The sequence below is a fragment of the SAR324 cluster bacterium genome, assembly GCA_015232315.1.
Taxonomy (GTDB): Bacteria; SAR324; SAR324; order SAR324; family NAC60-12; genus JADFZZ01.
Window position 1 is genome coordinate 47,870 of record JADFZZ010000012.1, and the last position, 14,517, is coordinate 62,386.

Here is a 14,517-nt window from a genome sequence, read left to right on the forward strand (position 1 = left end):
TATCATGACACCAAAACGTCAAAAACTGGTGAGTGATTATTATTCCAACAAAATCCCGGGAGTGGAACTGCTGATGGATAACGTCTGGGATCCTCACAACATTGCGGCCGTCTTCCGAACCGCCGATGGTTTGGGAATCAAAACCGTCAACATGTATTACACTTACAATCGTCCCGGTGTTTCCAGATTTGAAGAATCAAAAAAGCTGGGACGTAAATCCAGCGCCAGTGCCCGCAAATGGATTCATTATCAGGATGTGCTGGATATCAAAGCTTTTGCTGACGAGAAAAAACGGGAAGGCTTTGTCCTGGTAGGCAGTCATTTGACACCGAATGCCACCAAGCTGACAGATTTCAAATTTCCTGAAAAATGTGTGATCGCGTTTGGCTCGGAAAGTCTGGGAATGTCTCCAGAAGTTCAGGCTGTTTGTGACCAGATGGTTTATATCCCCATGGTCGGAATGGTCGAAAGTTATAACATTTCAGTGGCGGCGGGAATCATGATGTATGAACTGTACCTTCAGCGAGGGCAACATCTCATGGATTCCAGCGCCTATACAGACCGGGAACCAAACCGGAATGCCGATCCAAAATTGCTCAATACTCCCCATGCTACCTGATTTTTCACGAAGTCTTTCGCGTATTCTACACGCCCCCTGGTGGATGCTGGCGATTGTTGCCGGAGTTCTGACAGGTCTTGCCGTTCCCGGGTATCATTTGCAGTTATTGGGACTCATTTCACTGCTTCCTCTGCTGGTGTTGCTGGATCAGGATCATGAACACTCCTGGAAAAAAAGGTGGCTTCGCTCAGTAATGGCATGCTGGATCGTGGGCACGCTGGTTTCCTTGGTCGGGTGTCCCTGGATCATTCACAGTTCCAGTGTATTCGGTCATCTCCCGATCCCTCTGGCCCTGCTGGTTGGTGCTGGTTATGGACTCGAAATCACCCTCATTCTCTGGCTGGAACTGGCGCTTCCCGTTCTGTTGATTCGCAAAAAAGGGACCTCAGAATTATTGCTTCGGCTGTTCTGGTTTTTGATGCTGGAACCCGCACACCCCGGCTTGTTCCACTGGAGTTATGGCGGCTTAACCTTTGACGGAATTCCATGGATCAGCCAACTTGCGGATTTGATCGGCGCGCCCGGGCTTGGTTTGTATGTCATGGGAGGGCATTTATGGTTGATCGGATGGTTTCGCCAAGCGCAGTCCCCCACAAAATTGTATCCGTTAAAGCAGGCCTTCGGAATTTTACTGGTGCTATGGTTTGGCGGATTGACCTATGGCGTCCTCAGGGAACAGCAACTTGCGTCGATTTTTCCTGAATCAGGAAAATCAGTGCGGATGATCTCCCTTCAGCCTAATTTCACACTTCAGCAATTGGCATCCAATCCGGCGCTGGCCTATTCAACGCGCAACAGGAATCTCAGTGATTTGTTCAGTGATTCCATCAGGGCCCTCGATTCTCTTGATGAACGGCGATCCGAGGTGCCGGTACTGCTGGTCTGGCCTGAATCGACATATCCGGCGGCGTTTCTTAAAAATGAATCCATGCGTGACAAGGTTGAGCAATTTGCGAGACTGCACCATGTATTCATTCTCTTGACGTCTGTGGATTGGGAACAGGATGAAACGGATCAACTGCGCTTCTGGGGTTCCGCGTTTCTGATCAATCCGGATGGAACATTGAACGGGCGGTACGATAAAATATTTCTGATCCCGTTCGGAGAGTATCTGCCCCTGGCGGACTGGTTTCCATTTTATGCCCGTTGGCTCAGGGAAAATGTGGAAAACATGTCTGAATTTGAGGCGGGGCATGAACCCAAAGTGTTTGAATTGTCAGAATCCATGCGAATTTCCGCACCGATCTGTTTTGATGTGTTTTTCCCCGAGATTCTGAGGGACATGGTACGCAACGGCGCTGACGGTGCCGTTGTTTTGAGCAATCTCGCCTGGTTTGGCAAAACCAACGCATCCCGGTTGATGGAAATGGCAGTCCGCTGGAATGCCATTGAAAACCGGGTTCCCCTGACACTTTCATCCAACAATGGACCAAGTTTTGTGATTGGCGCGGAGGGCAAGTTCCAGACTTCCCGCACAGAGTGGTTCACACAGGATTATCTCATCCATACACTGTCCCTCCAGCGACATGATTCATTTTACAGGGATCATGCTTTGCTGGTGCGAGGTCTGTGGGTGTGTCTGTGGATTGGTGTGTTGCTGTTCAGAAGGTTTGAACCGCACCCTTCGGAGGCCTCATCATTCTGACTTTGACCGGAACACATTCCATGCCTCGGCCACGTCCTGTTCTCCCTGCTGAATATCGCTATCAGTGAGTTGATACAAACTGATGAGATGCGGCGGATGTTTCTGAATAAAAATAAGGTGATAGGCAAAGACTTCTCCGGTCAGCGCCTTGATGCCTGAAAGATACCAGACGGCCTGTAGCAGACAGGACCTTGAGGTAACAGCTTTCCTCACACTTTCAGCGTCCACCCGTGAGGCCAGTTTGAGGTCAACCAGATATTTCTGCTGTGGGTTCATCCAGTCCGGTCGTCCTTTCAACATCAGTGATGTTTCGGGTAACTTCCAGAACAACGACACTTCGGGCATTCCTTCTGCCATGAATTGTCGCACACCGGGATGCACGGCATACGCTTTTTGCAACCGCATGAGGCCATCCCAGCGATTGGATTTGATTAATTGTTTTCCCTGTTCCTGTTCCAGCCTGTTCCAACGGTTTTTTGAGGCATCGCTCCTTCGGTTCAGGCCTTCCGGTGCCCGTTGAAAGGTTTGGTGGAAAACATCAGGTTCCAGCAGTAGCATGTGTGCTTCTATCCCGAAAACGAGCGGACTTTCCGGGCCTGAAGGAAAAAATTGCTGTGGGGATAATCCTTTTTTCAAGGTGGTTTGATTGAGGCCTTCTGATTGCTGATAGGTTTCAAAATCCATATCAGGATAGATTCCCGGTTGTTGGCGATGCATAGAAATAGCAGAAGCGATCAAATAAAAAGAAGAACAACGAAAACAAAAAGAACACATGCTTGAAGTGCCTAAAAAAGCTGGCATTGCTTCCACCAAGAAATGGCTGGTGGAGCCTTGGTGGTTAGGACGACCGGGTGCCTCTCAACCAGATAAAATCACGCCGGATTCGCTTTTGAGACGTTCAGCAATCCATATTTTAATAACATCTTGCCTGCTAACTCCCATTTGACTTGCCTGCAGATCGACCGAGTGAATCATCCATTCAGGAAAAGTAATTTTCACACTTCTCTGTTTATGCGAAGGTCGTTGTGCTGTTGATAGGTCTAAATAGGGAGTGATATCATCGCCCTTGTCAAACAGTTCATCCAATTCTTCAGCTTTCATAATACAGTCTCCTTTCTTCTTCACGTGATCTTCTGACAGAAATGATCCGAATCACATCCGTCCTGATAGTGTAAAATGCAGTCCAAAGTCTTTTCTTATATGAAGCAATCATTGCAACCCTTGGTTCCGTATCACTTCGGGCCTGAAAGAGAATCCTGTTGTTATCTTTCCATAGATTCTTGGCCGTTTCAAAATCAATTCCATGTTTTTCTTGATTCGCAAGGCTCTTTTGAGGATCGTACTCAAAGTTCATAGTATCCTGTTCGGGTATTATTAGATTAATGATTATACCTTACAGCGTATCATCACAAGAACGAAGTTTCATTCATATCTTAAAATTTATTGCGCGTTGTTACCCTGATGATCCCCGGTAGCGTCATATCTCAGTGGTGTTTTAAGGAAATACATTTTTAAGTGTGAATTAAGCTATAGGGACCAGTTACACCTTTCTTGCTGTAGAGTCTGTTAGTGTGTGTTTGCATCAGAGCCAAAATGCCTGAATACAGTTTCGAAAATCCCCTTTATAAAATGTGACCCATCGCATATTCCAAGCCGCATTTTTCAGTAGTTGAGATCAAACTTGCAAATTCAGTTTGATCAGGCACGATACCCCCCTTTCTTCCATAAACTCGTTCCTGAGACCATGATTATTCCGGCTCAAGAGCGTCTTCCCAACACCTCAAGAACAGGTTGCCATATGATATTTGAGGGTCAGGCCATTAAATGTAAGAAAATTGACGGCGATATCATTGAGCTGACTTTTGACTTAAAAGACGAGTCGGTGAACAAGTTCAATAAACTCACCCTTCAGGAATTGTCAGAAGCCGTTGATAAAATCAGCCAGGACAGTTCTGCCAAAGGATTGCTGGTTACCAGCGCAAAAAGTGTATTCATTGTCGGTGCGGATATTACAGAATTTATTGATTTCTTTAAAAAACCCGCCGCTGAGATCGCTGAAGGTATCAAAGCTGGAAGCCGGGTGTTTTCTAAGCTTGAAGATTTGAACATTCCAAGTGTTGTCGCCATCAATGGTTTTGCGCTTGGTGGGGGATTTGAATTCTGTTTGTCCTGCACCTATCGGGTCATGTCAACAGACGCAAAAGTCGGTCTGCCTGAAGTCAAACTGGGAATTCTTCCCGGATGGGGTGGAACCGTGAGACTGCCACGAGTGATTGGTGCAGACAATGCGATTGAATGGATCTGCATGGGGAAAGAAAACAAAGCGGAAGAGGCTTTAAAAACAGGTGCTGTGGACGCTGTGGTTGCTCCTGATAAAACCCGCGAATCGGCCCTGCAATTGCTCAATCATGCAATCAGTGGAAAACTGGACTGGAAAGCCAGGAGACAGGAAAAACTCGAGCCGCTCAAACTGGGCGAAATTGAAAGCACCATGGTGTTTGAAGGCACACGGGGATTTATCGCCGCTCAGGCCGGACCTCACTATCCATCACCACTGACCATTGTTGGTGTCATGCAGGCTGGTTCCAAGCTGGGACGAGATGACGCTCTGGAAATTGAAGCAGAAGGTTTCAGCGAAGTGGCAACCACCAGTGTGGCTCAATCCTTGATCTCCCTGTTCATGGGCGACCAACTACTGAAGAAAAAAGCAAAATCCGCTCAGAAAGCAGCCAATCCTGTTAAATCCGCCGCTGTGCTTGGTGCTGGAATCATGGGTGGCGGGATTGCGTATCAGTCCGCTTTCAAAGGCACACCGATCCATATGAAAGATATCAATGATGCGGCCATTCAACTGGGCTTGAACGAAGCCACCAAACTGCTTGATGGACAAGTCAGCAAAGGTCGTCTGACCACCAAAAAAATGGCCGATACGCTGAATTCGATTTATCCCACCCTGTCTTACGACGGTTTGAAAAACGTGGATATCGTGGTTGAAGCGGTTGTGGAAAATCCCAAAATCAAAAAAATGGTCTTGGCGGAAACAGAAGGTTATGTGAGAGCGGACACAGTTCTCTCATCCAACACTTCAACCATCTCCATTTCCTATCTGGCAGAAGGACTCAAGCGTCCTGAAATGTTCTGCGGAATGCACTTCTTCAATCCTGTACACAAAATGCCATTGGTTGAAGTGATTCGTGGTAAAAAATCCAGTGAGAAAGCCATCGCAACCACCGTTGCGTATGCCACTGCCATGGGCAAAACCGCAATTGTGGTGAATGACTGTCCCGGATTCCTGGTCAACCGGATCCTGTTCCCTTATTTTGCGGGATTTCAGAAACTGGTCAGTGATGGCGTCGATTTCAAACGAGTCGATAAAATCATGGAGAAAAAATTCGGATGGCCAATGGGACCGGCTTATCTGCTGGATGTGGTTGGAATTGATACCGCTCATCATGCTGGTGAAGTGATGGCAGAAGGTTTTCCCGACAGAATGAAACCTGAAGGCAGAAACGCCTTGGATGTGATGTATGAAAACAAGCGCTTCGGCCAGAAGAACAATCAGGGGTTTTATCTGTATTCCCTTGATAAAAAAGGAAAACCCAAAAAGAGTGATGCTCCGGAAGTGGCAGATCTCCTGAAGCCTGTGATCCATGGTGATCTCGCAGGTATTTCTGATGACGAAATCATTGACCGGATGATGATTCCCATGATCATTGAAAGTTCACGATGTCTGGAAGACAATATTGTCAGTTCAGCCGCGGAACTGGATATGGGACTCATTTTCGGAATTGGTTTTCCTCCCTTCAGAGGCGGTGCCCTGAATTACGCTGACACCGTGGGAATTGCCAAAATTTGTGAAAAAGCTGACAAATACGCATCTCTCGGCAAAGTCTATGAACCGACTGAGCAGATGCGGCAATTGGCAAAATCAGGAAAAACCTTCTATCAATCTTAATTTCTATTCTGGAGATCTCATATGAAAGAAGTTGTAATCGTTGATGCTGTTCGCTCGCCAATGGGACGTTCCAAGGGGGGAATGTTTCGCAATGTTCGTGCTGAAGATATGTCCGCCGCATTGGTTGAAGCGCTGTTTGACCGCAATCCCAACGTTGATCCCAAGGAAGTGGAAGATGTGATCTGGGGTTGTGTTCAGCAAACACTGGAGCAGGGATTCAACATTGCCCGAAACATGGCATTGCTGACCCGTCTGCCTAAAACTGCCGGAGCCCAGACTGTAAATCGCCTGTGCGGGTCTTCCATGTCCGCCATCCATATTGCGGCAACCTCCATCATGACCGATCAGGCCAATGTTTATGTTTGTGGTGGCGTGGAGCACATGGGACATGTTCCCATGACACATGGCGTGGATTTCAACCCGCGCATCAGTAAATTTGTGGCAAAAGCTGCTGGTAGCATGGGGCTTACTGCGGAAATGCTGGCCATCATGCATGGCGTCTCCCGTGAAGCTCAGGATAAATTCGCGTTGCGTTCTCACCAGCGAGCATGGGACGCAACCATCAATGGACGATTCAAAAATGAAATTGTTCCAATGAATGGACACGATGAAAATGGTAACCTGCAACTGTGTGAAAATGATGAAGTGATTCGTCAGGATGCCAGTTTTGAATCCATGAATCAGTTGAAACCTGTTTTCAGCGCACAGGGGACTGTCACTGCCGCTAATTCATCAGCGATTTCTGATGGCGCCTCCGCCTGTATCGTGATGTCTGCTGATCGTGCCAAAGAACTGGGACTGAAACCATTGGCAAAAATCCGCTCTATGGCAGTTGCCGGACTAGATCCTTCCATCATGGGATACGGACCTGTTCCAGCCGTGAAAAAAGCTTTGAAACGCGCAGGATTAACCATTGACGATATTGATCTGGTAGAATTGAATGAAGCGTTTGCCGCACAGTCCATTCCTGTTCTGAAAGATCTGAAATTGCTCGATAAGGTTGAGGAAAAAGTCAACCTGAATGGTGGTGCGATCGCACTGGGGCATCCGTTGGGATGTTCTGGAACCCGTATCGTAGGAACATTGCTGCATCTGATGAAAGCCAATGACAAAACACTTGGTGTTGCCACCATGTGTATTGGACTTGGCCAGGGAGTCGCGACCGTTTTTGAACGAGTCTAACTTCTAGCACAACAGGGCCGGATCACTGGTCCTGTTTCCCACCCCCTCTTTTCCTTCCCTGAACAAAACCAATGGCCATAGTCATCGTTTCATCGATTTTCAGGCGATAGTCTATAAATCAAGTATCGGAATCGTTTTTTCTTTAACGACACGGCACCTTAAACCAGTTTTTTCTGAGTTTATTGGTAGGATGCAGGATGCGAAACCGTTGGTTTGTGTCAATTTTTTGTGCGAATAAACCAAACACTTCATCCAGGGTGATCAGGGTGAGTCCCCAGATCCGGTAAGATTGAAAATCATAGCAGGGGAGCGTCCAGGTTTTTCCCATGAATTTCCAGGTCATTTGTTTCCGATTGTTCTGATCAAGAAAAAAAGACAATGGAATCCAGACAACCTGATCTACTTCATGATTGAGTTGCAGTTCAGGGGTGTTTGTAAGGCGGAATACAAACGGAGTGATGATCATGAGTCTGGAGCGTCGGTGAGCCAGGGTGAATACATCAGAAAGTCTTCCCAGCGGTTCAATACATTGTGCGTCCATTCCAATTTCTTCTTTCAGCTCCCGCAAGGCTCCTGAAAAAGAATCAGGATCATTCTCACTCAACCGCCCCCCCGGGAATGCCATGTGCCCTGACCAAGGATCACCTTTTTTCCGGGCACGTTGAATCAGCAATACTTTCCAGCCTTCATCCGGTGATTCATCCAGAATCACTGTTGTGCAGGAGCGTCGCAGTTGTTTTCTTCCGGGAATTTTGCGGGGGGTGTAGCGGAACAATGCTTTGATATCTGTCGCGGATGTCATAGGTTTGCCCCGTATCTGGAAAGTTAATCATTGTTTGTGTTCCATCTCTATAACAAACACAAACGACCATGTCAGTTAAATAATCAGACAATCTTTGTCCATTTATTTTGCATCAACGTATGAACATGGTCGTTTCTTTGATTGTGCGGGGTTTCCAGAAAATTATATCTTGCCATCTGTTTTTTTTGTGGCTATATACTCAGTTTTTCATTTCCCCATGGCCCCGCCGTGTCAAGCCCACTGATGAATTGCCAGAGTGAATCTCATTGAAACAATTCATGGTATCCGGGGAATAACTGCCGAGATGTGCATGACCGGAGTTACTGAAAAATCAGTAGTGTATGCCGGATCAATTTAAAAACAATTATTATTAAAGGTTGCCATGCTGGATGGAATGCTAGCACGAAAAGTCGGGATGACTCAGATTTTTGATGAAACCGGAAACGCAATTCCTGTTACTGTTCTGCGTGTTGGTCCGATCACTGTGATTCAGAAAAAAACTGAAGAAAAAGAAGGTTACAACAGCGTACAGGTTGGATTTGAGCCAATCTCTGAAAAAAAAGTGAATCGTCCTGAAAAAGGTCATTTCAAAGGAATAGCCCCCTTACGCTACCTGAAAGAATTCCGACCTGACAATATCAACGAGATTCAGATAGGTCAAACAATTGACATGAGTATCTTCAAAGAAGGTGAATCTGTCGCAATCACAGGAATTTCCAAAGGTAAAGGCTTCACGGGTGTTATGAAACGCTATAATTTTGGCGGATTTCCTGCTTCTCATGGACACCGTGGTCCTCGGGCCGGCGGTAGTCTCGGGCAGCGAACCACACCTGGAAAAGTGCAGAAAGGCAAGAAAATGAACGGTCGTCATGGAAATAAAACCGTGACCATCACTGGATTGAACATTGTCCGGATCATGCCTGAAGACCATCTGGTTCTGATCAATGGACCTATTCCAGGAAAAAATGGCGGTCTTGTAAGCCTCTACAAAAGCAATCGCTAAATCCTCAGTTTGTTCAATGCCGCTATTTTCTGGCGGCATTGTCTTTTCGATACCTTCCAATCAATTTCTTTTTTCAGTCAATTTGTAGCATTGATGTATTCTGGGCGTCCGGGCAAAATCCTGGGGAATGGTTTGCGCTGTCCAGTCTTCGATTTGGTAATCGGTCAGTCCTTCTCTATCCAGTTTGAAGTTATGCTTGTTGCAGCAGAAAATTAACAGGCCCTCTGGTGATAGCGATTTCATGGTTTGTTGAATCAGCAGGACATGATCACGTTGAATATCGAGGGAGGTTTTCATCCGCGCTGAGTTGGAAAAAGTCGGTGGATCGAGATAGATCAGACCATATTTCTGATGACAGGCTTCCAGCCATTGCAGGCAGTCTGCCTGAATAAACTGATGTTTTTTCCCCGTCTGACCATTGAGAAGCATGTTCTCTTTGGCCCAGTCCAGATAGGTTTGCGACATATCGACCGTTGTGGTTGACGCGGCTCCGCTTGCGGCCGCATATACCGTCGCGGTCCCGGTGTAGGCAAACAAATTCAAAAAATGTTTCCCTTTGGCCAATTCTCCCAGTTTTTGTCGGGTCAACCGTTGATCGAGAAAAAGTCCGGTATCGAGATAATCCACCAGATTGACTTGAAACCGGAAATTGTTTTCTCGCACTTTGAAGGAAGCTCCATGACTGGACATTTTCTGGTATTGTTGATTTCCCTTCTGCCGTTTCCTTTCTTTCAGGAACACATGGTCCGGCGGAACACCAAACAATTCAGGCAGAACTTCTACAATTCCCTGCAATCTCATGGAGGCCTTATGGGCATCCACGGTGAACGGTGGCGCATATTCCTGAACATGAATTTTATCTTCGTAGCAATCTATGCATACAGCATATTCAGGAAGATCGGCATCGTATGCCCTGAAACACTGAATCCCTGCCTGATCACGCCATTTTTTCAGTTTTTTAAGATTCTTTTTGACCCGGTTGGTGAACATATCCAGCCCTGAAGAAGAATATGATTCTTTGGCATCCATAGTCATCGGAATTGTGTATTGAAGCACTTCACAGGCAAGTGGACCATTCTGCACAGGAAGTAAATCGTCATGGCGCAATCCGATGGTTTCCCGGAGCAACGGGTTTCCACTCAAAATCACGCTTTTCCATCCGGGAAAACCGGTTTGCAACATATTGCCCAGGCGGGTATACAGAAAACGGAGTCCTTCTGCGGACTGGATCCGCTCGCCATAGGGGGGGTTGGTGACAATCAGGCCTGTGTTTTTTGTCAATGCCGGAGGAAGTGCTAATTGGGAAAGATCCTGTTTTTCTACGTGGATGTGTCGTTGCAGTTCCGCATTGTGGATGTTGCTCCAGCAGGCTTTGATGGCGTCAGACGAGGTATCATAGCCGATGATCGGCGGAATAAGTTTCAGTCCATCCCTGGCTCGTTGATGAGCTTCTTCCACTAATTTTTTCCAGATTTCAGGCTGATGGTGTTTCCAGTTCAGAAAGCCAAAATAGGGACGACGCAATCCGGGAGCGATGTCTCCGGCCATCATGGCACCTTCAATCAGGAACGTTCCCGATCCGCACATGGGGTCCAGCAATCCTCCCTGTCGTGCGATTGAAGGCCAGTTTGCATACCACAGAATAGCCGCGGCAAGGTGTTCTTTCAGTGGAGCTTCTGTGCCTTCCTTGCGGTAATGACGACGGTGCAGGCTTTCTCCGGAAAGATCCAGACTCACACGGGCCTGTTTTTTAAAAAGATAAAGATTGATCCTGAGATCCGGAGTTTGTGTATCGACACTGGGGCGTATTCCAAATTTATCCCTGAATTGGTCCACTATGGCGTCTTTGGCTTTTTGCGCGGCATACTGGGAATGGGTGATCGGCGATTCATAAATATTGACATTGATTGCCAGCGTTCCCTGTGGCTCCAGATGCTCACTCCAGTCCAACGTTTGAAATCCCGCATAGAGTTCTTCAGGGGTTCGAGCTGTGAACGATGTCAGGCTCAGCAACACCCGACCGGCAAGCCGGGACCATAGGCAGATGCGATACGCGTCTTCAAGGGTTCCTGAAAGTGAAACTCCGGCATTGGCTTGTTTGACGCCGGACAGTCCCATCGAAGTCAATTCTTCAGACAAAAGAGATTCCAGACCTTTGGCGATGGTCACAAACAGAGAATATTTCATGGGAAATGACCTGTAGAGAAAATAAGAAAATTCAGAGGGAGGCCTGATGTTGTTTCAGTTCCTTCAGCGTGAGCACAAAAGTATGCTCCATCTGGATCAGTAGGGGGAGAAATTCAGGAACAGATTCCATACATTGGTTTTGTGCCTGTTTGCAAAGGTCTGTCATTCTGGACGCTCCAATCGCCAGACAACTGCCTTTGAGATTATGCGTCAGTTTCCCGGCCAATTGAATCTGCCCTGATTCCCACGCATTCCGGATCTGTTGGACCATATCCGGGACACTTTCTTCAAACAGTATCAATAAACGGTTGAACAAAGAAGGTTTGATGTGCTGGAGTGTATTGAAGTCCAGTAGTGATTCAGTCAGAGATGATTCAGGGATTTTAGTCATGGAAAATAATTTTTTAACAGGCAAAGCGGATTCCTTTGCGTTTAGCCTGTGCGTTATTGTGGTACAGATTCTGAAATAATTGCTGGATTCCAATGAAAAATAACATTCCCTCATGGGTAAACTGGCTGACATAGACTACGATGGCATCAGCGGCAGTATGAGGAATAAAGGCAAGCAATTCTGTTGAAATATTCATAACCCGAGTTCTGCCAGCAAATCATCCACGGCATTTTGATTGGATTGCTGTTCCGGTCCCTGTATCAAGCTTGCAGAAACAACATTCTCACTCGAGTTTGCAATGTTGGTTGGTTGATACAGCGATTCCAGATATTTTCGGGAGGTGCTGTCAAGGCTGTCTTTGAGACGGATAAACAGGAGTTCCAGATTATGCAGGGACGCAAAAATTTTCTGATTGGTCAAATCACCAATCTGGGTTTCGTTCATTGCGGCATACGCGATATCCTGAATCTGTCCTGCCCGTTTCACATTGTTCCGGATGTCGCCACTGATATCAATGACTTCCTGAAGAAGGTCACTGATGACGACAATCGAATTGTTGGAATGATGCCGGATGTCATGCAGGCTGTTTTCGAGTTTGCCCTTCAAATCCATAATTTCACGGATTGCCTGGAATGTTTTCACAATCACCAGTCGATCCTTGAGATTGTTGAGTGCCCGAAGCATGTGCTTGAAATACAGGGACGCGATATACGCCGCGTCATATTTGGATGTGGGGACTGAAACCACTTCCATCACATGGTTTCCATCATGGAAAAAATCGTATTGATCAATGGTTTGACGGAATTTTTCGTTGTCCATCACCTGCATCACACGATCCATGATCAGATCCATGTCTTGTGGATTCTCAGGTTGAATAGCTTCCTGCCCCATCTGGACAGGCATCATGTCCTTGATCGTCCAGACCCTTAACTCGCCCTGACAGCTTTTCCGGAAGGAGATCACTACCAGATCCACAATTTCATCAGGATCAAACAGTTCCAGAAGCTGAAGGGAACAATGGAGTACATCCGCCAGCAAGGCGCTTTCATTGACCAGTGAAACCACCAGGTCGGACATATTCATACTGTTAGAATCCTTATCCGCGTCACGCGGAGTGTTATCAGCGGGGGTGTCTTGTGTCATAATAGAACCTGTTTGGTGTGAAATTGAAAACTGGTGTATGTTAAACAATTCCTTTCAATTCTGCCAGCGATTCTTCCAGAAACTGTCCGATTTTGTCCAGATCCCTGATGTGGGATCCATTGGCAATCAGTCCAAAATTGAGCGTATCCATATAGCTGGTCAAGGTAATATTGAGCGCGTGTCCGCCAAACAGAAATGAAATGGGATGTATTGTTTCCAGCAGGGCACCATTCAGATATAAAGCCTGTTTGGGACCTGGATAATTGGAAATCAGCAGATTGGCAGAGGGCTTGAATTTATCGGGTACATCCAGAACTTGCAAAATGATTGCCGGAGTTTGCGATAAAATGGTGTATGACTGTGCCGCATCCACCGAAAGTTGTTTCAGATGCGATTTACCCGCATTGGCTGAAGCCTGAATCAGTTTTAAGCGTTCCCTGGGATCAGAAAGGTTTGTGCCGAGATTACAGATCATATTTGATACGAAATTCCCCCCGTCTTTACCATCCTTAGGCCTTATTGACACAGGAATAAAGGCCGTAAGTGGTTTTTCAGGCAAGCACTGTTTGGACTCCAGATATTTTCGCAATGCGCCTGAACAGACACTCAGGACCACATCGTTGACGGTACCATTCAGGGAACGGCTCAGTTCCTTGAATTCCGGCAGGGAAAAAGTTTTGGCCACAAAGGCACGTTTACCATCAATGGCGACATTGAAGGGAGTTTGTGGTGACGTGAAGGGCAATGGCATCAGCGCCTGGGCCGGGTCAAGGGGTTGTTTCTTCAGATCCCAGACCGCTTTGAACGCTTGTTTCATGCTTTGAAAATAATCATCTTTTTTACGCAGAACCTCCACAATCTGTTCTTTAAGCGGCTCTGATTCCTTTTCTCTGGAGGCCTGACGTTTCTCCTGCCAGGGTGCTGTAATGGTACGATCTTCAGGCGTTTTATTCAGTGCGGCCTGCACCACCCGCATACGGCCCATGCCATCCATGCATGCATGATGCACCTTGAAATAGATCGCAAATCTGTTGTCTTCCAGTCCTTCAATCAAATAACATTCCCACAATGGTTTGGATCGTCCCAGCATGTTGCTGTGATATTTTGAAACCAGCTTTAACAATTCTTCATAAGTGCCTGGTTGTGGCAGTTTTATATGCTGAACATGATAATCCAGATTCACTTTTTCCGCTTTTTTCCAATAAGGTTGCCCCCATGAATTCATCACAGCGACCTCATTGAAGGGTTCAATGAATTGTGTTACCGTCCGGAATCCTTTGATCACATCGGCAAAATAATCTCCTTCATAATTTTCAGGCAGTTTGAAAACCAGCAAACTTGCCACATGCATCAACCGTTCAGGGGTTTCAAGTTTAATAAATAAGGAATCAATCAATGATAATTTTTTCATAAATATTGCCTCACGGACAAGGTTATTGAATCAAATGTGCTCCTGAAATGTTTAGTAACAAAAGAAAACCCTAATTTCCAATAAAAAACTTCGAACATTTATACTTCAGTTCCGGAATGATGATTTTGGCATTATTGTTAATCTACTGGCTGGGTGAGTTCAATGAGCTTGCCAGTCAA

General features: G+C 46.4%; 14 protein-coding genes. 5 read left to right on the forward strand and 9 right to left on the reverse strand.

Annotated features, from left to right (window positions below; all coding sequences use genetic code 11):
- Positions 1-4 precede the first annotated feature (4 nt).
- Both HQM11_10290 and lnt read left to right on the forward strand, forming a co-directional pair.
- Positions 5-619 carry an RNA methyltransferase gene (locus HQM11_10290; protein MBF0351410.1) on the forward strand — a complete coding sequence of 205 codons (615 nt, stop codon included), beginning with the start codon at positions 5-7 and terminating at the stop codon, positions 617-619.
- Positions 579-2,264: an apolipoprotein N-acyltransferase gene (gene lnt, locus HQM11_10295; protein MBF0351411.1), complete on the forward strand. Its 1,686-nt coding sequence runs from the start codon at positions 579-581 to the stop codon at positions 2,262-2,264. The genes HQM11_10290 and lnt overlap by 41 nt, the downstream gene beginning before the upstream one ends.
- Here the strand turns inward: lnt and HQM11_10300 are convergent.
- The 3 genes from HQM11_10300 to HQM11_10310 form a co-directional block, all read right to left on the reverse strand.
- Positions 2,256-2,981 (reverse strand): PD-(D/E)XK nuclease-like domain-containing protein, encoded by a 726-nt coding sequence (locus HQM11_10300; protein MBF0351412.1) that lies wholly within the window; start codon positions 2,979-2,981, stop codon positions 2,256-2,258. The genes lnt and HQM11_10300 overlap by 9 nt on opposite strands.
- A 141-nt stretch (positions 2,982-3,122) precedes the next feature.
- Positions 3,123-3,365 carry a CopG family transcriptional regulator gene (locus tag HQM11_10305; protein ID MBF0351413.1) on the reverse strand — a complete coding sequence of 81 codons (243 nt, stop codon included), beginning with the start codon at positions 3,363-3,365 and terminating at the stop codon, positions 3,123-3,125.
- Positions 3,355-3,618: a BrnT family toxin gene (locus HQM11_10310; protein ID MBF0351414.1), complete on the reverse strand. Its 264-nt coding sequence runs from the start codon at positions 3,616-3,618 to the stop codon at positions 3,355-3,357. Before HQM11_10310 ends, HQM11_10305 begins: the two co-directional genes overlap by 11 nt.
- Before the next feature lie 444 nt (positions 3,619-4,062).
- On the opposite strand from HQM11_10310, the gene fadB reads away from it, so the two are divergent.
- Together fadB and fadA are read left to right on the forward strand one after the other, a co-directional pair.
- On the forward strand, positions 4,063-6,219 hold the full coding sequence (gene fadB, locus HQM11_10315; GenBank protein MBF0351415.1) for a fatty acid oxidation complex subunit alpha FadB: 2,157 nt from the start codon (positions 4,063-4,065) through the stop codon (positions 6,217-6,219).
- A gap of 21 nt (positions 6,220-6,240) precedes the next feature.
- A complete protein-coding gene (gene fadA / locus HQM11_10320) occupies positions 6,241-7,401 on the forward strand; it encodes an acetyl-CoA C-acyltransferase FadA (GenBank protein MBF0351416.1) in 1,161 nt (386 codons plus the stop codon).
- 142 nt (positions 7,402-7,543) lie between these two features.
- Here fadA and HQM11_10325 read toward each other — a convergent pair whose 3' ends face one another.
- Entirely contained in the window at positions 7,544-8,203 is a 660-nt protein-coding gene (locus HQM11_10325; GenBank protein MBF0351417.1) for a CoA pyrophosphatase, read from the reverse strand.
- A gap of 382 nt (positions 8,204-8,585) precedes the next feature.
- Between HQM11_10325 and rplC the strand changes: the two genes are divergently transcribed.
- Positions 8,586-9,206: a 50S ribosomal protein L3 gene (gene rplC / locus HQM11_10330; GenBank protein MBF0351418.1), complete on the forward strand. Its 621-nt coding sequence runs from the start codon at positions 8,586-8,588 to the stop codon at positions 9,204-9,206.
- A gap of 60 nt (positions 9,207-9,266) precedes the next feature.
- Here the strand turns inward: rplC and rlmKL are convergent, their stop codons facing one another.
- From rlmKL to HQM11_10355, 5 genes are read right to left on the reverse strand one after another with little or no spacing between them, the layout of a single operon-like run.
- Entirely contained in the window at positions 9,267-11,393 is a 2,127-nt protein-coding gene (rlmKL, locus tag HQM11_10335; GenBank protein ID MBF0351419.1) for a bifunctional 23S rRNA (guanine(2069)-N(7))-methyltransferase RlmK/23S rRNA (guanine(2445)-N(2))-methyltransferase RlmL, read from the reverse strand.
- A gap of 31 nt (positions 11,394-11,424) precedes the next feature.
- Entirely contained in the window at positions 11,425-11,808 is a 384-nt protein-coding gene (locus HQM11_10340; GenBank protein ID MBF0351420.1) for an Hpt domain-containing protein, read from the reverse strand.
- Complete coding sequence (locus tag HQM11_10345) at positions 11,798-11,980, reverse strand: hypothetical protein (GenBank protein ID MBF0351421.1); 183 nt, start codon at positions 11,978-11,980, stop codon at positions 11,798-11,800. The genes HQM11_10340 and HQM11_10345 overlap by 11 nt, the downstream gene beginning before the upstream one ends.
- Positions 11,977-12,927: a hypothetical protein gene (locus tag HQM11_10350; protein MBF0351422.1), complete on the reverse strand. Its 951-nt coding sequence runs from the start codon at positions 12,925-12,927 to the stop codon at positions 11,977-11,979. The genes HQM11_10345 and HQM11_10350 overlap by 4 nt, the downstream gene beginning before the upstream one ends.
- Before the next feature lie 40 nt (positions 12,928-12,967).
- Entirely contained in the window at positions 12,968-14,338 is a 1,371-nt protein-coding gene (locus HQM11_10355; GenBank protein MBF0351423.1) for a wax ester/triacylglycerol synthase family O-acyltransferase, read from the reverse strand.
- Positions 14,339-14,517 lie beyond the last annotated feature (179 nt).